The sequence below is a fragment of the Sphingopyxis granuli genome (assembly GCF_001559015.1).
Classification (GTDB): domain Bacteria; phylum Pseudomonadota; class Alphaproteobacteria; order Sphingomonadales; family Sphingomonadaceae; genus Sphingopyxis; species Sphingopyxis granuli.
Window position 1 is genome coordinate 1,285,877 of the sequence record NZ_CP012199.1, and the last position, 19,155, is coordinate 1,305,031.

At 63.9% G+C, this 19,155-nt stretch carries 17 protein-coding genes; 14 read left to right on the plus strand and 3 right to left on the minus strand.

The annotated features are described in order from the left end of the window. Positions 1-9: 9 nt before the first annotated feature. From SGRAN_RS05955 to SGRAN_RS05965, 3 genes are all read right to left on the minus strand, one after another. A complete protein-coding gene (locus tag SGRAN_RS05955) occupies positions 10-795 on the minus strand; it encodes an SDR family NAD(P)-dependent oxidoreductase (RefSeq protein WP_067181584.1) in 786 nt (261 codons plus the stop codon). 62 nt (positions 796-857) lie between these two features. After that, positions 858-2,216, minus strand: a complete 1,359-nt coding sequence (locus SGRAN_RS05960) for a cytochrome P450 (RefSeq protein ID WP_237233811.1) — start codon at positions 2,214-2,216, stop codon at positions 858-860. A 104-nt stretch (positions 2,217-2,320) separates the two neighbouring features. Continuing rightward, positions 2,321-2,980, minus strand: a complete 660-nt coding sequence (locus SGRAN_RS05965; RefSeq protein ID WP_067181586.1) for a TetR family transcriptional regulator — start codon at positions 2,978-2,980, stop codon at positions 2,321-2,323. A 175-nt stretch (positions 2,981-3,155) separates the two neighbouring features. Here SGRAN_RS05965 and SGRAN_RS05970 point away from each other — a divergent pair, with 175 nt between their 5' ends. The 14 genes from SGRAN_RS05970 to SGRAN_RS06035 all read left to right on the plus strand — a co-directional run bounded on the left by SGRAN_RS05970 (position 3,156) and on the right by SGRAN_RS06035 (position 19,064). Continuing rightward, the gene (locus SGRAN_RS05970) at positions 3,156-5,570 is read left to right on the plus strand and encodes a TonB-dependent receptor (RefSeq protein WP_067181589.1); all 2,415 of its coding nucleotides are present in this window, start codon (positions 3,156-3,158) and stop codon (positions 5,568-5,570) included. 47 nt (positions 5,571-5,617) lie between these two features. Next, positions 5,618-6,745, plus strand: a complete 1,128-nt coding sequence (locus tag SGRAN_RS05975; RefSeq protein ID WP_067181591.1) for an NAD(P)-dependent alcohol dehydrogenase — start codon at positions 5,618-5,620, stop codon at positions 6,743-6,745. Next, positions 6,738-8,171: an aldehyde dehydrogenase family protein gene (locus SGRAN_RS05980; protein ID WP_067181594.1), complete on the plus strand. Its 1,434-nt coding sequence runs from the start codon at positions 6,738-6,740 to the stop codon at positions 8,169-8,171. Before SGRAN_RS05975 ends, SGRAN_RS05980 begins: the two co-directional genes overlap by 8 nt. Continuing rightward, positions 8,168-8,980: an enoyl-CoA hydratase-related protein gene (locus tag SGRAN_RS05985; protein ID WP_067181596.1), complete on the plus strand. Its 813-nt coding sequence runs from the start codon at positions 8,168-8,170 to the stop codon at positions 8,978-8,980. Before SGRAN_RS05980 ends, SGRAN_RS05985 begins: the two co-directional genes overlap by 4 nt. Next, positions 8,977-9,765: an enoyl-CoA hydratase/isomerase family protein gene (locus tag SGRAN_RS05990; protein WP_067181599.1), complete on the plus strand. Its 789-nt coding sequence runs from the start codon at positions 8,977-8,979 to the stop codon at positions 9,763-9,765. Before SGRAN_RS05985 ends, SGRAN_RS05990 begins: the two co-directional genes overlap by 4 nt. Beyond that, positions 9,762-10,577: a VOC family protein gene (locus tag SGRAN_RS05995; protein WP_067181601.1), complete on the plus strand. Its 816-nt coding sequence runs from the start codon at positions 9,762-9,764 to the stop codon at positions 10,575-10,577. Before SGRAN_RS05990 ends, SGRAN_RS05995 begins: the two co-directional genes overlap by 4 nt. A 1-nt stretch (position 10,578) precedes the next feature. Further along, entirely contained in the window at positions 10,579-12,126 is a 1,548-nt protein-coding gene (locus tag SGRAN_RS06000; protein ID WP_067181604.1) for an acyl-CoA synthetase, read from the plus strand. A 3-nt stretch (positions 12,127-12,129) separates the two neighbouring features. Next, a complete protein-coding gene (locus SGRAN_RS06005) occupies positions 12,130-13,230 on the plus strand; it encodes a phosphotransferase family protein (RefSeq protein ID WP_237233814.1) in 1,101 nt (366 codons plus the stop codon). Next, positions 13,227-14,567, plus strand: coding sequence for an acyl-CoA dehydrogenase family protein (locus SGRAN_RS06010; RefSeq protein ID WP_237233825.1), 1,341 nt, complete (start codon positions 13,227-13,229; stop codon positions 14,565-14,567). Before SGRAN_RS06005 ends, SGRAN_RS06010 begins: the two co-directional genes overlap by 4 nt. Continuing rightward, positions 14,567-14,860: a putative quinol monooxygenase gene (locus tag SGRAN_RS06015; protein WP_067181610.1), complete on the plus strand. Its 294-nt coding sequence runs from the start codon at positions 14,567-14,569 to the stop codon at positions 14,858-14,860. Before SGRAN_RS06010 ends, SGRAN_RS06015 begins: the two co-directional genes overlap by 1 nt. 37 nt (positions 14,861-14,897) lie before the next feature. Beyond that, entirely contained in the window at positions 14,898-15,962 is a 1,065-nt protein-coding gene (locus tag SGRAN_RS06020; RefSeq protein WP_067181613.1) for a zinc-binding dehydrogenase, read from the plus strand. Between the two features lie 13 nt (positions 15,963-15,975). Then, a complete protein-coding gene (locus tag SGRAN_RS06025) occupies positions 15,976-17,199 on the plus strand; it encodes an NAD(P)/FAD-dependent oxidoreductase (RefSeq protein ID WP_067181616.1) in 1,224 nt (407 codons plus the stop codon). Positions 17,200-17,538: 339 nt separating this feature from the next. Further along, entirely contained in the window at positions 17,539-18,048 is a 510-nt protein-coding gene (locus SGRAN_RS06030; RefSeq protein ID WP_404950399.1) for an RNA polymerase sigma factor, read from the plus strand. A gap of 5 nt (positions 18,049-18,053) precedes the next feature. Then, positions 18,054-19,064, plus strand: a complete 1,011-nt coding sequence (locus SGRAN_RS06035; protein ID WP_172709625.1) for a FecR family protein — start codon at positions 18,054-18,056, stop codon at positions 19,062-19,064. Positions 19,065-19,155 lie beyond the last annotated feature (91 nt).

The window sequence follows — 19,155 nt, forward strand, 5'->3', positions numbered from 1 at the left end:
GGCGAAAGATCAGTCGGAGAATGCACCGGGCATCATGCCCACCGACTGGCCGCCATCGACGACGATCATCGCGCCGCTGGTGTAGGTGGCGATATCGCTGGCGAGGTAGAGCGCGGCGCCGACGATCTCGGGCGGATCGCCCGCGCGGCCGAGCGGGATCGACTTTTTCGCGTGGCGGGTAAAGGCTTCGGAACGCGACCAGGCCTTGCTCACGTCGGTGTGAAACGGACCGGGCGCAATGGCGTTGACGCGCACTGTGGGGCCATATTCCTGCGCGAAGGTGGTCGTGAAGATATTAACGCCCGATTTTGCGGCATCATAAGGTGCGGCGCCGAACTCGGGACGCAGCGAACCGGTCGACGAGATGTTGATGATGCACCCCCCGCCGCGCCCGACCATGTCCGCCCCGAACAGGCTGCAAAGTCGAAAGGGGCCTTTCATGTTGACCGATATGATCTTGTCGAACAGCTCTTCGCTCGTCTCGACCGAGGAAGGCGCGATCGGCGACATGCCGGCGTTGTTGATCAATATGTCGGCCCCGCCCCATTCGCGCTTCACCTCTTCGAACAGGCGGTCGCAGTCTTCCCAGCGTCCGGCATGCATCTGGTGAGCCGAGGCTTTTCCTCCGCGATCCCGGATCGATCGGGCGACCTCTTCGCAGGCGTCGAGCTTGCGGCTCGCGATCGCCACCGTCGCGCCCGCCTTGGCGAATCCCTCTACCATCGCGAGGCCGAGCCCGCGACTGCCGCCCGTCACGACGACCACCTTGCCGGTGAAATCAAATGTAGCGTTCATGTCCGAAAGTCACTCCCGTCTCGCATGTCGGAAAAAGGCAATCGCCTTGCGCGGAGGGCCGGTCAGGCCGTCTGGTAGCGGATCGGCAATGATTTCAGGCCGCCCACGAAAATGGCTTTGGTATATTTGGGGGGGCCGGCGGGCTCGATCGCGTCGAGATTCGCAAGCAGTTCTTCGAGCAGGATGCGGATTTCCAGCTTTGCCAGATGCTGGCCGAGGCAGACGTGGGCACCATAGCCGAAGGCGACATGCTTGTTCGGCGACCGGTCGGGCTGGAACTGCTGCGGATTTTCGAAGATCTCCTCGTCCCGATTGCCCGAAGGATAGCAGAGCATCAGCCAGTCGCCCTTGCGGATCAGCTGTCCGCGCAATTCATAATCCTCGGTGGCGCTGCGCATGAAATGGCGGACCGGCGTCGTCCATCGCAACGCTTCGTCGATCAGCGCCGGAATGCGCGACGGATCTTCCTTGAGTTCGCGGAACAGCTCGGGCGACCGCGACAGGGCCCAGAGCGCGGTGGCCGAAGTCGACGAGGTGGTGTCGTGGCCGGCCGTCGCCACCGTGACGTAATAGCTCAGGGCCTCGATCTCGGGGACCGGCTGTCCATCGATCTGGGCATTGGCGATGATCGACAGGACGTCGTCGCGCGGATTGACTTTGCGATCCTCGTGGAAGGGGCGAAGGAAGGCATTGAAATCCCGGAAGACATTGTCCGAGCCGAGGGAGAAAGTATCGTCGCCTTCGCGTCCCAGTTCCTCATCGGCGACCGAGAAGACCTCCTGCGTAAGACGAAGCACGCGGGAATAATGCTCGTCCGGGATGCCGAGGATGTTCATGATCACCTCGAGCGGATAATGCACGGCGATGTCGGAGACGAAATCGCATGTCCCGCCGGCGGCCCGCATGCGTTCGACGGTCTTTTTCGCGATGGCGCGAATCTCTTCTTCGCGCTTTCTGACGCTGCCCGGCTGGAACCATGCCTGGGTGAGCATCCGATACCGGCCGTGTTCGGGCGGGTCCATATAGACGATGCTACGGTGGACCTTCTCGGCGTCTTCGCCGCCTCCAGCGAGCTTTTGATACTCCTCTTCGGGCATCAGGACGGCGGACAGGTCGCCGCTGTGAAAAAGGCTGTTCTGCCGGCTGATCTCCATGATGTCCTGATATTTGGAGACGACCCAGAAGGGACGAAAACCGGGGACGTCCGCAATGGCGAGCGGATATTGCGCGCGGATCGTCGCCAGCAGCTCGTGCAAGCCCGCCTCGTCCGCCCAGACGGCGGGGTCGGTCAGCCGACTCGCCATGTCTGCCGGCAATTGCGGCGCATTGCCTTGCTCTTGGGGCTGCGTGACCAGATTTTGCGCCGACATCTCCCAACTCCTTTTCCTGTCGTGACGATTGGCGCCGCCTCGTTCCGTCATGGCGAATCTCTTTTGCGGCGCCGCCTATCCTTTACACCTTACACGTGTAAGTAACAATAGGCTATGCGAAGTTTCCGCAGATTTTAAGCGAGGTTTCCGGATTGCTATCCGGCGACGTCGGTCTGCAGCCCGGCGCGCACGAAATTCAGGACATGTTCGGTGTAGCGCTGGCGCATTTCGTCGCTCACTTCGGAGGCGTGGAGGCCCAGGCGATGCACATAGGAAGCCGTGAACATATAGTCGCAAGCGCCCGTGAGCGTGAAATAGCTGAATGTCGGGTCGACGTCGCGAAACTCGCCCGATTCGACGCCTTGCTGGATGATCGCGCGCTGGGCGATCAGCAGTGGTTCGACGCTGCTGGTGTAGACGTGTTTCGCGATCTCTTCGTCGGTCCCGTTGATCAGATAGGCGACCAGCTCGTTCATGTAGGGATAGCGGTAATGGGTGTTGATCAGGCCGCTCAGATGCCGCTTGAGCTTTTCCCATGGCGTAATCGGCGCGTCGATCAGCGCCCGCAGGTTACGGATCGGCAGGTTCACGATGCGGTCCAGCAGCGCGACGAGCATGCCGTTCTTGCTTTTGAAATAATAGCGCACGAGTCCCGTATTGAGGCCGGAGCGCTCGGAGATGTCGGCGATCGCCACATCGAGCCCGCGGCGTTCGATCATCAGCGAGTGCAGCGCGTCGAGCAGGGCTTCGGGCGAGCTTTGCGTTCCTTTTGCGCGCGTGGCGCGCGTCGTTTTCTTCATTGCCAGATCGGCCATCCCGTCAAAATCCCCATGCTTTGCCCGTGCAAGTGAGCTTGCTTCATCCTGTCTGGCATTTTGCCTAACTCGACTCAAGTTGTCTTGACAATCATTTTTACATACACGAGTAAGTTATTAATGTCGAACCCGAGTCGGGATATCGATGCGATAAGGCAAATGGGAGGGTTGGGTGATGAACACGCGTTTTTCGGGATGGTCCAGGGCCGCCGCCGTATCGTTGGTCGCCATCGCGGCGATGTCAGCCGGGGATGCCGCCCACGCGCAGGACGCGGCGGCGCAGAAGGAAAGCGCGTCGGGCGGTGCGCCGGGCGTCGGCGAAATCATCGTGACGGCGCAGCGCCGCGAGGAGTCGGTCAACAAGGTTCCCATTTCGATCACGGCGCTGTCGGGTGATCAGTTGCGCGACATGAATATCCGCGATGTCGCGGACCTGACGCGCGTGGTCCCCGGTTTCACCGAGGCCAAGTCGGCGGGCGGCACGCCGATCTATACGATCCGCGGTATCGGCTTCAACACCGACTCCATGTCGGCGACGTCGCCGGTCGGCATCTATGTCGACGTGGTCGCCTACGCCTATCCCTACATGAGCACCAATATCCTCTTCGACATGGAGCGGGTCGAGGTTCTGAAGGGGCCGCAGGGAACGCTCTATGGCCGCAACACGACGGGTGGGCTCGTCAATTTCGTGCCGGCGAAGCCGAGCGACACGTTCGAAGCGGGCGTGGCGGTCGAGGCGGGCAATTTCCTGGCCTATGACGCGACCGCCTATGTCACCGGGCCGCTTGCCGAGGGGCTGAGCGCGCGCTTGGCGCTTCGCGTCAATGGCCGGGCCGATGAATGGCAGCGCAGCGTCACCCGCGACGATGAACTCGGCAAGGCCGCGCAGCAGGCGGGACGAGCGATTCTGGCGTGGAACGGGGGTGGCGTGAAGCTCACGCTGACCGGCAGCTTCTGGCGCGACCGATCGGATACGCAAGCCCCGCAGGCGATCGCCTATGACCCGCAGCAGCCCGCGTTCGGCAACCCGCTGGGGTCGGCGTCCGTCATCACGGGCAAGTCGAACCGCGCTGCCGACTGGACGCCGCTCGACTATCCCGGCCCGTTTGCCAACGGATATGAGCGCCCGCCTTACCGCGTCAGCGCGAATTTCCAGGCCGTGTCGGGCCGCGCCGAATTCGATCTCGACGACAATCACCAGTTCATCTCTTTGACTGGCTTCAACCATGTCGATCGCGAGCAGATGACCGACAAGGGCGGCACCCAGCTCGAAACGGCCGGCCGCTATGCCATCGGCAAGATCAATTCCTTCTCGCAGGAGTTCCGGATCACCGGACAGGACGGCCCCGCGACCTGGCTCGTCGGCGCCTATTATGGCGTGGACAAGGTCCAGGACGAGCTGGTCGGGTTCGACACCGACATGTCGATCATCGGCTTGCTGCGCTCCGTGGCCGCCAGCGTGCCCAGCAGCTATACGCCCGACGAGATCGCGGACGGTTTCCGTGCCTATCGGGCGCTCATCGCGATCCGCGACAAGACCTTCGGCGTCTTCGGCAATGTCGATCTGGAACTGAGCGACCAGTTCAAGCTGATCGTCGGCGCGCGCTACACGAAGGAAAAGCAGCGGTTCGAGGGATGCTCGGCCGATTTCATGGGCAATACGGCGCCCATCTGGAACACCGCGCTTGCAGCGATCACGGGGACCAATGTCAATCTGCAGCCGGACCAATGCCTGACCTACAAGGATGATTTCAGCGGATCGTCGGGACTGGTCACCATTCCGCTGAACGAGGATAATTTCTCCTTCAAGGGCACGCTCAACTGGACGCCGCAGCCGGGCACCCTGTTCTACGCGTCTTTCTCGCGCGGCTACAAGGCGGGGGCGTTCCCGTTCAGCTCCGCCAATGTCGAGCAGCAATTGCTTCCCGCGAAGCAGGAAGAGGTGCTCGCCTATGAAGTCGGCACCAAGCTTTCGCTCGCCGATCGCAAGCTGCAGCTCAACATGGCCGGCTATTATTACGACTATCGCGACAAGCAGCTTTCGGCGCGTGTCTTCGACCCGGTGTTCGGGACCTTGCAGCGGCTGGTCAATATCCCGAAATCGGTCGTCTATGGCTTCGAAGCCGATCTGACCGGGCGGGTGGCCGAAGGACTGACCTTCCGCCTCTCGGGCAACTATCTGCATACCGAGGTCAAGGATTTCACGGCCTTCACGCTGGCCGGAACACCCGCCAATTTCGACGGCGAAGCCTTCCAGCTCTCGCCCAAATGGATGGGTACGGCCTCGGTCGACTATGAGACGCCCGTATCCGATGCGCTGGGCGCGGGCTTCTCGGTCGGCGTGAACTATCAGTCGGGTTCGAAGGGGCAACTCGAATCGAATCCGTTGCTCGCGATCAACGCGCGCGCGCTGGTCGATGCGTCGATTTTCCTCTTCGGCAACGACAGCGACTGGAAGGTGTCGCTGTGGGGCAAGAATCTGCTCGACAAATATTATTGGACCAACACCGACAGCGAACAGGACAGCTATATCCGCTTCACCGGAATGCCGCGCACCTTCGGCATTTCCTTCTCGACAAAATTCCGGTGACCGGCCCAGATCGAGGCAGGTGCCGCAATCATGAAGAGGTATGACCGATGAAGTGCAAGGCTGCGATCGCGCGTGAGGATGTTGCCGAATTCGGCTGGAGCGAGGTCGAACTGGACGAACCGCGCGCCGACGAGATCCTCGTCCGCATTGCGGGCGTCGGCCTGTGCCACACCGACCTCATCGCCCGCGACCAGTTCATCCCGGTCGGATCGCCCGCGGTGCTGGGGCACGAGGGCGCGGGCGAAGTGGTCAAGGTCGGGTCCGCCGTGACGAAAGTGGGGCCCGGCGACCGCGTCGCCCTCAGCTTCCGTTCGTGCGGGGCGTGCCGCAGCTGCGCCGATCACATGCCGAGTTATTGCCAGCATTTCGGCGGTCTCAACATGAGCGGCGCGCGTCCCGACGGCAGCAAGGCGGTGCGGCTCGACGGTCAGCCGATCTCGTCCAACTTCTTCGGCCAATCCTCCTTCGCCGAATATGCGCTCGCTTATGAAAGCAATGTCGTGCGTATCGACGACGACGAGGTTCCGCTTGAACTGCTGGGGCCGCTCGGCTGCGGTATCCAGACCGGGGCGGGGGGCGTGATGCGTTCGCTTGCCTGCCCTGCGGGCTCGTCGCTGCTCGTCGTCGGCGGGGGATCGGTGGGGCTGGCGGCGGTGATGGGTGGCGCGGTGCAGCGGTGCGGCACGATCATCGTGGTCGAGCCGCATGCCGCGCGCCGCGACCTCGCGCTCGAACTCGGTGCGACGCATGCGATCGATCCGATCGGCAACGACGTGGCGGCTGCGGTACGGGATATCCTTCCCGATGGGGTCGATTATGCCTTCGATACCACCGGCCGGCCGGACTCGTTCGCCGCCGTGCTGGCATCGCTCGCCGTGCGCGGTCATTTTGGCATGGTCTCGGCGCAGGCGGCGGACACGACGATCACACTGGACGTCAACAGCTTCATCCTGGCAGGCCATCATGTCCAGGGCATCATCGAAGGCGACAGCGATCCCGACGTCTTCATTCCCGAACTGATCGCGCACTACAAGGCCGGGCGCTTTCCATACGACCGGCTGGTGACGACCTATCCGCTGGCGGACATCAACCGCGCGATCGAAGACCAGCATGCGGGGCGCTGCATCAAGGCGGTCCTCATTCCCGATCACGGCAAGGGGGCAGCCCATGACTGAACCAGGCGCTTTCGCCATGACCATCGGCGGCCGCCCGGTCGCCGGCACCGCATGGTTCGATGTCCTCAATCCGGCGACCGAGGAGGTCGTCGGCCGCGCACCCGATTGCAGCCGCGCTCAACTCGACGCAGCGGTCGAGGCGGCGCGGGGGGCATTTCCGGCTTGGCGGGCGACGCCGCTTGCCGAACGGCAGCGGCTGGTGGCGAGGATCGGCGAGGTGATCCGCGAGCTGGCGGGCGACCTGAAATATCTCCTCACGGCCGAACAGGGCAAGCCGCACGCGGCCGCGGAGGCCGATCTGCTCGACGGCGCGCGTTGGTGCGAAGCGGTATCGACGCTGTCGCCGCCGGTGATCGTCAACGAGGATGACGCGGAACGACGGTCCGAAACGCATTTCGTGCCGATCGGCGTAGTCGGCGGAATCGCACCGTGGAACTTCCCGATCGCGCTGGCGATGTGGAAGGTCGCACCGGCACTGGTCGCCGGGAACACGATGGTGCTGAAACCGTCGCCCTTCACGCCGCTGACGACGCTTCGCATCGGCGAGGCGTTGCAGGCGGTACTGCCGCCGGGCGTGCTCAACATCGTGACGGGGCAGGACGAACTGGGCCCGTGGATGACCGCGCATCCGGGTATCGACAAGATCAGCTTTACGGGCTCGACCCAGACAGGCCGCAAGGTGATGGCGTCGGCGGCCGCCACGCTGAAACGTGTGACGCTTGAGCTTGGCGGCAACGATGCCGCGATCGTCCTGCCCGATGTCGATGTCCGCGACACCGCCGAGAAGCTGTTCTGGGCGGCTTTCTTCAACGCCGGGCAAATCTGCATCGCGACCAAGCGCGTCTATATCCATGCGGATATCTATGACGAACTGCTCGACGCCCTGACCGCCTATGCCGCGACGGTGAAGGTCGGGAACGGCGCGCATCAGGGCGTCGACCTCGGGCCGATCCAGAACCGGCTGCAATATCGGCGGGTCGTCGATCTGATAGAAGACGCCCGGCAACAAGGCTATGCGCTGCGCACGGCGGGCGAAGTGCCCGACGGGCCCGGCTACTTCGTTCCGATCACCTTCGTCGACAATCCGCCGGATGACGCCCGGATCGTCGCGGAAGAGCAGTTCGGTCCCGTTCTGCCGCTGATGAAATTCGACTCGGTCGACGAAGCCGTCGCGCGTGCCAATGCGTCGGACTATGGTCTGGCGGGATCGGTCTGGTCGCAGGACGAGCAAGCCGCGCTCGCCATTGCAGGGCGGCTCGAGACCGGGACGGTCTGGATCAACGAGGCGCTCCATGTGACGCCCTTCGCTTCCTTCGGCGGACATAAGCAGTCGGGCATGGGGGTCGAAAATGGCATCGACGGCATGCTCGAATATACCAATCCGCAGACGATCGTCCTGCGCAAGGCCGGCGGGGGCGGAGCGTGAGCGACGATATCCGTTATGAGGTGAAGGGCAGGGTGGCGATTGTCCGCCTGAACCGGCCCGACAAGCTGAATGCCTTCACCTACGACATGCTGGCGGCCTTTCGGGATCGGATCGACGAGGCGGTACGGGACAGCGCGGTTACCGCGATCGTCGTCACCGGAACGGGGCGTGCTTTCTGCGCCGGAATCGACGTGAGCCTCCTCGAACAGAGCGTGACCGAGGGGCGCGAGAGCGAGGGCCGCGACCATGTCCGCGATGGCGACCTTCCGGCGCTGTTCAGTTTCCTGCTGCGCGTTCCCAAGCCGGTAATCGCGGCGGTCAACGGCGTTGCAGCCGGTGGCGGTTTCGTACTCGCCATGATGTGCGACATGCGCATCGTCGCCGACGATGCCTATCTGGCGACGATCTTTTCGCGGCGCGGCCTGATCGCCGAACATGCGATGAGCTGGATATTGCCTCGCCAGATCGGCACCAGCCGCGCGCTCGACCTGCTGTGGAGCTCGCGCAAGGTGGGCGCTCGCGAAGCGCTGGCGATCGGGCTCGCCGATCGTATCTCCAACCCCGAAGCGCTGCTCGACGATGTTGCGGCTTATGTGGAGGAACTCGCCGCCAGCGTATCTCCGCGCGCGATGGCGGTCATCAAGCGGCAGGTTTATGCCCATTGGTCGGCCGCCCTGCGCGAGGCCTCGATCGAGTGCGAATGGCAGATGAACGAAGCACTCGCCCATTCCGACGCCGAAGAGGGCGCGCGCAGTTTCGTCGAACGTCGCGAGCCGCGTTTCGGGGTGCTGGAGGTGCGGTTGCCATGAGCGATTATCGCACGATCCTCTTCGATCGCCGGGACGCGGTCGCGCAGATACAATTCAATCGGCCCCATGCCCGCAACAGCCTGACCGACGAAACCTCCGCCGAATTCGCCGACGCGGTCGAACGGACATCGCGGGACGCTTCGATCCGGGTTTTGCTGATCCGCGGCAACGGCAAGGATTTCTGTCCAGGTGCCGATGTGAAGGCTTATCATGGCGATCCCGATGTTCAGGCGGGGCATGACGATGCCAGGCCCGAAGATTTCCGATCGAGCATTCTGCTCCATGAAATGCCCGCCGTCACGGTCGCCGCGATCCGGGGCGGCTGCGCCGGGGCGGGGTTCGGATATGCGTGTGCGTGCGATATTCGCGTCGCCGACCGCAGCGCTCGATTCAACACGGCGTTCCTCGATGTCGGGGTTGCGGGCGACATGGGTGTTCCCTGGTCGCTTCCCCGACTGATCGGCGCGGCGCGCGCGCGCGACCTGTCCTTTCTGCCGCGCAAGTTCGACGCCGCAGAGGCCCATGCGATCGGACTGCTGGCCAGGCTCTTCCCCGACGAAGTTTTCGAGGCCGAAGTCGAAGCTCTCCTTGCACGGCTCTGCGGAATGGCGCCGCTGGCGCTCCGGGGATTGAAGGCCAATTATCTCGCCGCCGAGAGAATGGATTTCGCGGATTATGTCGCGCTGGAGACGGAGCGCCATCTGGAACTGTTCGACAGCGAAGACAGGGTGGAGGCTTTCGCCGCCTTTGCCGAAAAGCGCCCCGGCAGGTTTCAGGGACGATGACGCCGGTCGCCGACAATGGCCGCGCGGACTATCGGCTGCGACAGGTCGCCTTCGCGTCGACCGATCTCGAGCCGGTGGCGGACGATTTCGAAGCCGTGTTCGGACTGAAAATCGCCTTCCGGGACCCCGAAATCATCCACTATGGTCTCAAGAATATCGTGATGCCGGCGGGCTCCGATTTCATCGAGGTGGTCCAGCCCGTTCAGTCGAACACCTCGGCCGGCCGCTATCTGGCGAAACGCGGTGAAGATGGCGGCTATATGGTCATCGTGCAGGCGGCCGACGCGCTGGCGCATCGCGCGCGTCTTCAGGCGGCGGGGGTCGAGATCGTCGATGTCATGGATGTCGAGGACCACCAATGTTCGCATATCCATCCGCGCGAGTTCGGGGGCATATTGGCGTCGATCGATTCCACGCCGATCGCTCCGGACTGGCGCGATGCCGATAGCCACTGGTATCCGGCGGGCGGCGCGAACTGGCCTGCGGCGCGCACCGCGGACGTTCAGGGTATCGCCGCCGTCGCGATCCAGTCGGCCGATCCCGTCGACACGGCGGGCCGCTGGTCGCATGTCCTCGCGGCGCCGCTCCGCGATGGGCCGCCGCGGATCGAGTTGCTGCGCGGTGCCGAGATTCGTTTCGTGACCCCGACCGACCGGCATGGACGGGGTATCGCCTATACCGCCCTTGCGATGCGCGAGCCGGGGCTCGCGATCGAGCGTGCGCGAAGCCGTGGGCTGCCGGTCGAGGATGGGGCCGTCCTGATCTGCGGCGCGCGTTTCCTGCCTGTGCCGATGATCGGGGAGTTGGGCTGACATGCATCCGTTCGTTCATGCCCGCGCGACGCCCGACAAGCCCGCCTATATCATGGCCGGTTCGGGCGAGGCGGTGAGCTATGCCGAACTGGAAGCGGCGGCCAACCGTGCAGCGCATCTGTTCCGCCGCCACGGCCTTCGCCGCGGCGACAATGTCGCGCTGCTGATGGAAAACAGCGTGCATTATTATCCCATCTTCTGGGCGGCGCAGCGTGCGGGTCTCTATCTTACCGGGATTTCGACCAGGCTGACGGCGGGCGAGGCCGAATATATCGTTCGCAATGCCGGGGCAAAGCTTCTGGTCACGTCCGCGGCGCTGAAGACGGTCGCGCTTCTGCTGGCCGATCGGCTGGCGGACGTCGCGCTCTATATGGCCGGCGGGATCGAGTCGCCTTTTCGGTCGTGGGAAGATGCCGTCGCGGCGATGCCTTCGGAGCCGGTGGCCGACGAATCGCCGGGCGCGCTGATGCTCTATTCGTCGGGAACGACGGGGCAGCCGAAGGGCGTCAAGCATCCCTTGCCGACCGGCCCGATCGACGAGCCCAATTATCTCGTCGAATTGATGCTCACGCTCTACGGCGGTTCGCGCGACATGGTCTATCTGTCGCCGGCCCCGCTCTATCATGCCGCGCCGCTGTCCTGGTCGACGATCGTCCATCGTCTGGGCGGCACGGTGATCCTGATGGAGCGTTTCGACGAGGAGCGGGCGCTCGAATTGATCGACCGCTATCGCGTGACGCATTCGCAATGGGTGCCGACCCATTTCTCGCGGATGCTGAAGCTGCCGGAAGCTGTTCGGGCGCGATACGACATGTCGTCGATGGTCACGGCGATTCACGCCGCGGCGCCCTGCCCGGTCCCGGTCAAGGAAGCGATGATCGCGTGGTGGGGGCCGATCATCCACGAATATTATGGCGGCACCGAATCCTGTGGAACGACCCATTTGTCGACCGAGGAATGGCTTGTGAAGAAAGGCTCGGTCGGCCGCGCGCGGCTCTGCGAGGTCCATATCTGCAACGATGAAGGCGAACCACTGCCAGCAGGCAAAGAAGGACTTGTCTACTTCGCGGGCGGCAATGATTTCGAATATCATCTCGATCCGGAAAAAACGGCGGCAAGCCGCAACAGGCTGGGCTGGAAGACGCTCGGCGACATCGGGCGGCTCGACGAAGACGGCTATCTTTTCCTGACCGACCGCAAAAGTTTCACCATCATTTCAGGGGGCGTGAACATCTATCCGCAGGAGATCGAGAATCTGCTCGTCACGCACCCGAAGGTGGCGGATGCAGCGGTGATCGGCGCACCCGACGAAGATATGGGGGAGCGCGTGGTCGCGGTGGTGCAGCCGCTCGACCCCGCCGACAGCGGCGAAGCGCTCGCTGAGGAACTGAAGCTGTTTTGCCGCGCGAGCCTCAGCGGGCTCAAGGTGCCGCGGCAGATCGATTTTCGGGACGAACTGCCGCGCCAGCCTACCGGAAAACTCTACAAGCGCCTGCTTCGCGACGAATATCGGCAACGCGCCGACCAGGCGGCGACGGCAAGGACGTAGCAGATGATGTCGGACTCTTTTCTCAGCCATGCCGGAGCCGATCGGGACGCGAACCGTCTGGTGGATCTTGCGCGTCTGGAACAATGGCTCGACGATGCCGGCGTCGGGTCGGGGCCGCTGGAAAATGTCGTGCCTCTGGCGGGGGGAACCCAGAATATCCTGCTGGCGTTCGATCGCGAGGGCGAGCGTTATGTTCTTCGCCGACCGCCGTTGTTTCCCCAATATGACGGAAATGCCACGATCCGGCGCGAGGCGCGCTTTCTGACCGCGTTGCGCGGCAGCGATGTTCCGCACCCGCCGATCGTCGCCGATTGTCCCGATCACGACGTGCTGGGCGCATCCTTTTTCGTGATGAAGCGGATCGACGGCTTCAACGCGCATGACCGTCTGCCGCCCCTTCATGCCGAAAGCGCGCGCATCCAGCGCGCGATGGGCTTCGCGCTCGTCGACGGCATCGTGGCGCTCGGCCGTATCGATCCCTTTGCGGTGGGCCTCGGCGATATCGGTCGGATCGACGGCTATCTCGATCGCCAGGTGCCGCGCTGGCTGAAGCAACTCGACGACTATCGGCAGTATGAAGGATGGCCGGGTGCGAGCGGTCTGCCGGGCGTCCAGGCGGTCGCCGACTGGCTCTCGGCCCACAAGCCCCAGGGTTTTACGCCTGGCATCGTGCATGGCGACTATCATCTCTCCAACGTCATGTTTCGCCCCGATGGCCCCGAACTGGCGGCCATCGTCGATTGGGAACTCGCGAGCATCGGGGATCCGCTGGTCGATCTCGGCTGGGTGGTGGCGACCTGGCCCGGTGCCGAAGGCCCGGTTCCGGGCACGGTCGGCGCGCATCCGTGGATCGGTTTTCCAACGGCCCAGGAACTGGTCGAGCATTATGAACGCAACAGTCCACGCGATCTGTCGCACATCCGCTGGTACGCGGTGCTCGGATGCTTCCGGCTCGGAATATTGGTCGAGGGAACGCATGCGCGGTCGTTTGCGGGCAAAGCCGATCCTGCGATCGGCGATCGCCTTCATGCGCAGGCGGTTTTCCTTTTCGAACGCGCGTCGAAACTGATCGCGGGTAACCCTCCGCTTTCCACTATCGATTGAGCAAAGGCCGCCGAAGGGCGAAACTCACGAAATATTTACTTACTTATATATGTAACATGGAGGCAAATTTGGGCTGGGACTTTGAAACCGATCCTGATTTTCAGGCGGAACTCGACTGGATGGCGGCGTTCGTGCGCGAAAAGGTGGAGCCGCTCGACCATGTGCTCGACAATCCCTATGATGTGACCAACCCCCGAAACATCAGGTTGGTCCGTCCGCTGCAACAGCAGGTGAGGGATCGTGGACTGTGGGCCTGCCACCTGGGGCCCGAACTCGGCGGCAAGGGTTTCGGGCAGGTCAAGCTCGCGCTGATGAACGAGATATTGGGTCGGTCGAAATTCGGATCGGTGGTCTTCGGATGCCAGGCTCCGGACACCGGCAACGCGGAAATCCTCGCGCATTACGGCACGCCCGAGCAGAAGGACCGCTTCCTGAAACCGCTTCTCGAGAATGAGATCGTCTCCTGCTTCTCGATCACCGAGCCGCAGGGGGGCGCCGATCCGACGCTGTTCACGACGAAAGCGGTCGAAACGGACGGTGAATGGGTAATCGACGGCGAAAAATGGTTCGCCTCGAACGCAAGCTGCGCCGCCTTCTTCATCGTCATGGCGGTCACCGATCCCGACGCACCGCGCCACGAGCGGATGTCGATGTTCATCATCCCTGCCGGAACGCCCGGCCTGGAGATCGTCCGCGACGTCGGCCATGTCGGCGAGAAGGTTCCGATGCACGCCTATCTGCGCTTCAATGGCGTCAGGGTTCCGGCCGGGAACATGCTCGGGAAGCGCGGACAGGCGTTTGCGGTCGCGCAGACGCGGCTGGGCGGAGGCCGGATCCATCATGCGATGCGGACGCTCGGCGAGGCGCGCAAGGCGTTCGAAATGATGTGCGAACGTGTCGTGTCGCGGCAGACGCGCGACGGTCTGCTCGCCGAAAAACAGACCGTGCAGGAAAAGATCGCCGATAGCTGGACCGAACTCGAGCAGTTCCGCCTGCTCGTCCTGCGCACCGCGTGGCTGATCGACAAGTATCAGGACTATCGGATGGTGCGGAAGGATATCGCCGCCGTGAAAGCGGCAATGCCGCGCGTGCTGCACGACGTCGCGAGCCGGGCGCTGCATTTGCACGGCTCGCTCGGCGTGAGCCATGAAATGCCCTTCATGGACCAGATCGCCATGTCCTATGTCCTCGGGCTCGCCGACGGACCGACGGAAGTGCACAAGGTCACGGTCGCGCGGCAGATCCTGCGCGACGTCGTGCCGTCGACGGACCTGTTTCCCGCCTATCACATCCCGCGGCTGGAAGCGGAGGCGCGTGCGCTGGTGGGGGAGGCCTGATGGCGCAGGTCGCGACGATCGTCACGCTCGATATCCTGCCCGACAAGGACGCGGAGTTCCGATCGATTATCGAAGCGATGATTGCGGACGTCCGGGCGAACGAGCCCGACACCTTGCTCTATTGCCTGACGCGCGACGCCGAGGGCGGCCGCTACCGCATGCTCGAACTCTATGCGTCCGCGGATGCCGCCGCGGCGCATGGCAAGCGCGAGACGATCCGCGCGCGAGCGCGGCTCATTGGCCCATGCCTCGCCACGCCCGTCACGATCGAGAAACTGGAAGGCATATTATGATCGCAAATTGTCACTATGCCGCAGCGGGAAAAGGCTGATGCGCGCGGTCGTCCTCCGAAACGGCGAACTCATCGTCGCCGAGCAACCCGAACCGGCTCCGGGTGAAGGTCAGGTGCTCGTGCGGACCCGCACCTGCGGGATCTGCGGCACCGATCTGCACGCACGCCATCATCTGGCCAATTTCCTGGACGGGATGACGCGCTCGGGCTCTCACCTGCCGACCGATCCCAGGGCGGATGTCGTGTTCGGGCATGAGTTTTGCGGGGAGATACTGGATCACGGTCCGAACACGGACCAGCGGCTCGCGCCGGGGACGCTGGTGGTCGGCCTGCCCTATATAACCGGACCTGCCGGCGCGGAATATGTCGGCTATTCCAACCGCTTCCCCGGCGGGTTTGCAGAGCGGATGGTATTGACGGAACGTCTGCTGTTTCCCGTCGGCAACGGACTGTCGGCCGATCACGCCGCGCTGACCGAACCCTTCGCGATCGGCGAACATGCCGTCGCGCGTGCGCGCGTCCCCGAAGATGCCCGTATCATGGTCGTCGGCTGCGGCCCCATCGGTCTTGCCGTGATCGCGGCGCTCAAGGCTCGCGGGCTGGGTCCGGTGGTCGCCATCGACTTTTCACCGGCCCGGCGCCGCTTCGCGGAGGCGATGGGGGCGGACATCGTTGTCGATGCTGCTGACGAGACGCAAGCGTCCGTCTGGGCGCGGATCGGCAACAGGAAGCAGCGCGCGGTTGCGTTCGAATGTGTCGGCAGGCCGGGCGTCGTACAGCATATCATCGAAGAGTTGCCGCGTAACGGATTTGTCGTCGTCGTCGGCAACGTCCTGGAACCGAGTTCGATCGATCAGGTGATCGCCTTCAACAAGGAAATCGATATCTGCTTTGCGCAGAATTACACCTCGGGCGAATTCCGCTCCACGCTCGACAATATCGCCGAGGGTCGGATCGACGTGACACCCGTCCTGACCGGAATCGTGCCGCCCGAAGGGGTTGCAGCCGGTTTCGATGCGCTCGCGGATCCTGAGAAACATGCCAAGATCATCGTGAGCTTCGACGTGCCGGCGCCTGACATTTCGGATCACATATCCGATTGAGCGAGCGTTATCGATGCATTTTGAGGTCTTGATTGTGGGCGGCGGTCACGGTGGTGCGCAGGTTGCGGTGATGCTGCGGACGCAGAAGTTTGCGGGGAGCGTTGCGATTGTCGGCGACGAGCCGGAGCTTCCCTATGAGCGCCCGCCTTTGTCGAAGGAGTATTTCGCGGGCGAGAAGGACTTCGAGCGCATCCAGCTCCGCCCCGCCCGATATTGGGACGAGCGCGACGTGACGATGCTGCTCGGCAAGCGCGTCGTCTCGGTCGACCCGGCGGTGCACACCGTCACGACCGACGGCGGCGAGACGATCGGCTATGGCAAGCTCGTCTGGGCGGCGGGGGGCGCGCCGCGCATGCTGCCGATCCCGGGCGGCGACCTGCCGGGAGTGCAGGGGGTGCGCACCCGCGCCGATGCCGATGCGATGAAGGCGGCGTCGGAGACGGCGAGGCAGATCGTGGTGATCGGCGGCGGCTATATCGGGCTCGAGGCGGCGGCGGTGCTGACCAGGGCGGGCAAGCAGGTCGTGCTGCTCGAAGCGCAGGACCGGGTGCTCGCGCGTGTCGCGGGCGAGGCGCTGTCGCGCTTCTACGAAAAGGAGCATCGCGAGCATGGGGTGGACCTCCGGCTCGGCGTCTGCGTCGAGGCGATCGAGGGCGAGGCGCATGTCACCGGCGTTCGCCTGTCGGACGGCGAGGTCATCCCCGCCGACCTCGTCATCGTCGGCATCGGCATCGTCCCGGCGGTGGAACCGCTGCTCGCGGCGGGCGCCGAGGGCGGTAACGGCGTGCTCGTCGACCGCCATTGCAAGACGAGCCTTCCCGACATCTATGCGATCGGCGACTGCGCGGCGCACGAAAACCCCTTTGCCGAGGGCGCGGTGATCCGGCTCGAATCGGTGCAGAACGCCAATGACCAGGCCAATGTCGTCGCCAGGGGCATTTGCGGCGACGCGGCGCCTTATCATGCGATCCCGTGGTTCTGGTCGAACCAGTACGACCTCAAGCTCCAGACCGCGGGCCTGTCGACCGGGCACGACCGGGCGGTGCTGCGCGGCGACCCCGCGACGCGCAGCTTCTCGGTCGTCTATCTGAAGCAGGGCAGGGTGATCGCGATCGACTGCGTCAATGCGACGAAGGACTATGTCCAGGGCCGCATGATCGTCACCGCAGGGCTGCTGGCAACCCCCGGGCAGCTCGCCGACACCCGGACCCCGCTCAAGGAACTCCTCGCACCCTGACGCTCAGGCAGCATCATGCGGCGCATCGCCCAGCGCCTGCTTCAGCGTCGTCCTGATGCCGCGAAGCAGACGGCGCAGCACCACGATGACAATCACCGCCGCAACCGACAGAAGCACTGAAGGAGAAGCTGTCGAACGTGCTGGAACTGGCCGCGATCACCGGCCACAAATCGCTCGCGATGCTCCAGGTCTGTTACAAGCCCAAAGCGTCCGATCTTGCCGCGCGTCTGGATGCCTAATGGAACCGTCGAAGCGATTTTCTGGCCTCTCGCGAAGATTCTCCTAGACCTGCGGGCGCGTCATACGTTCTTCTAATCAGGACGACGAAGGGACGAGAGTGTGCCGCCCGAAGAGGAGGGTCAATCCAGCAAGCGACTGGATCAACGCTGGCGTCCGGCGTTGATGGCCTTTTTCCTGCGCCGCGTCCAAAGCCATGCCGAGGCGGAGGATTTGACGCAGGAGGTGTTCGCAAGGCTGCTGGTCGGGAAAGGAACGACCGATCAGCCCGATGTCTATGTCTTTCGCATCGCGCAGAATCTGCTGGTCGATCGCGTCCGCAAGCTCGTCGTCCGCCAGCGTCATCACGATGCCGTGCTTGCCGAACCGGATCGCAACCTCGACGTGGTCGATCCCCACATCATCGCCGCCAGCCATCAAGAGATGGCGGTGTTTCTTTCCGCCCTCGCCACTTTGCCGGAGCGCACCCGCACCATGTTCATCCTCTATCGGCTCGAACATCTGAGTCAGGACGACATCGCCGCGACCTTCGGCATCTCGACGAGCGCCGTGAAGCAGCAGATTGCCAAGGCAACCGCGCTGTTGACCAGACAGATGCAGGGCGCGCAATGAAGGCCGTGCAGAACGATAACCAGCCCGATCGGCACGAGGAAGCGGCGCTTTGGTGCATCAGCCTTGCCGAAGGGGAGTTGCCCCCCGGCGAACGCGAAGCCTTCGATCGCTGGATGCAGGATGATCGCAACGCCGCCGCCTTTCAGGCCGTCGTTCGCACCTGGGAAACGGCCGACAGCGCCGCTCATCTTCCCGAGGCGATCGGGATGCGGAGCGCCGCGCTGGAAAGCTATCGCACCGTCCACCGCCGCCGCTGGGCGCGGCGTCCGGGTACGCGGTTTGGGGGCGCCCGGTCCTGGTGGGCGGGCGGGATCGCGGCGGCGCTGCTGCTGGCGGTGACGTCGCTCTTCATGCTGGGCCATTCTGCCCGTCCCTATCAGACCGACGTGGGCGAACGCCGCGTCGCGCTTCTGGACGATCGGTCCAAGCTGTCTCTCGACGCCGACAGCCTGGTCGAGGTCGATATGACCGACAAGCAGCGCGAGCTGACCCTGGTTCGCGGTCGCGCGCGGTTCGATGTCGCGAAAGACCCGCTGCGTCCCTTCACCGTGGTCGTGGGCGACAAGATGGTCGTGGCGACCGGCACCTCGTTCAGTGTCGAGATGATCGGCAAGGAACTGCGCGTCCTGCTCTATCACGGGCGGGTATCGGTGCTGGACCGGGGCGACCCCGCCCACGCCCGAAAGGAACTGCAAATGGAGCCGGGGCAGGAGATGATCGCTCCGATCGGCGCGCGCGCGAAGCCGACGCTGGTTTCCTTCGATCCCGAACGATCCGCTTCATGGGAAACCGGGCAGTTGAGTTTCGGGGACGAGCCGCTGGCGCTCGCGGCGGCCCGGATGAATCGCTATTCCGACCGCAAGCTGGTGCTGGGCGATGCGAAGGTTGCGGGGGTCCGGGTCAACGGCGTGTTCACGGCGGGCGACACGGCGGCCTTTGTCGAGGGCGTGACCCGCATGAACCCCGTGCGCGCTGAATATGCGGCCGGTCAGATCACGCTGAAAACTGTGCCCTGACTCACGTCCCGGCGCTCCCTTCACCATCCGCCCTCTTCGTCACCCCGGACTTGATCCGGGGTCCATGGTCTGCCCTCTCCTTCGGGCGTGG

What these genes read in the sequence shown, in the direction of transcription:
- SGRAN_RS06015 (WP_067181610.1), top strand. Translation starts at nt 14,567, where the DNA reads ATGGCGCAGGTCGCGACGATCGTCACGCTCGATATCCTGCCCGACAAG.
- SGRAN_RS06005 (WP_237233814.1), top strand. Translation starts at nt 12,130, where the DNA reads ATGATGTCGGACTCTTTTCTCAGCCATGCCGGAGCCGATCGGGACGCG.
- SGRAN_RS05955 (WP_067181584.1), bottom strand. Translation starts at nt 795, where the DNA reads ATGAACGCTACATTTGATTTCACCGGCAAGGTGGTCGTCGTGACGGGC.
- SGRAN_RS05995 (WP_067181601.1), top strand. Translation starts at nt 9,762, where the DNA reads ATGACGCCGGTCGCCGACAATGGCCGCGCGGACTATCGGCTGCGACAG.
- SGRAN_RS05980 (WP_067181594.1), top strand. Translation starts at nt 6,738, where the DNA reads ATGACTGAACCAGGCGCTTTCGCCATGACCATCGGCGGCCGCCCGGTC.
- SGRAN_RS05975 (WP_067181591.1), top strand. Translation starts at nt 5,618, where the DNA reads ATGAAGTGCAAGGCTGCGATCGCGCGTGAGGATGTTGCCGAATTCGGC.
- SGRAN_RS05990 (WP_067181599.1), top strand. Translation starts at nt 8,977, where the DNA reads ATGAGCGATTATCGCACGATCCTCTTCGATCGCCGGGACGCGGTCGCG.
- SGRAN_RS05970 (WP_067181589.1), top strand. Translation starts at nt 3,156, where the DNA reads ATGAACACGCGTTTTTCGGGATGGTCCAGGGCCGCCGCCGTATCGTTG.
- SGRAN_RS06025 (WP_067181616.1), top strand. Translation starts at nt 15,976, where the DNA reads ATGCATTTTGAGGTCTTGATTGTGGGCGGCGGTCACGGTGGTGCGCAG.
- SGRAN_RS06020 (WP_067181613.1), top strand. Translation starts at nt 14,898, where the DNA reads ATGCGCGCGGTCGTCCTCCGAAACGGCGAACTCATCGTCGCCGAGCAA.
- SGRAN_RS05960 (WP_237233811.1), bottom strand. Translation starts at nt 2,216, where the DNA reads ATGACGGAACGAGGCGGCGCCAATCGTCACGACAGGAAAAGGAGTTGG.
- SGRAN_RS06000 (WP_067181604.1), top strand. Translation starts at nt 10,579, where the DNA reads ATGCATCCGTTCGTTCATGCCCGCGCGACGCCCGACAAGCCCGCCTAT.
- SGRAN_RS05965 (WP_067181586.1), bottom strand. Translation starts at nt 2,980, where the DNA reads ATGGCCGATCTGGCAATGAAGAAAACGACGCGCGCCACGCGCGCAAAA.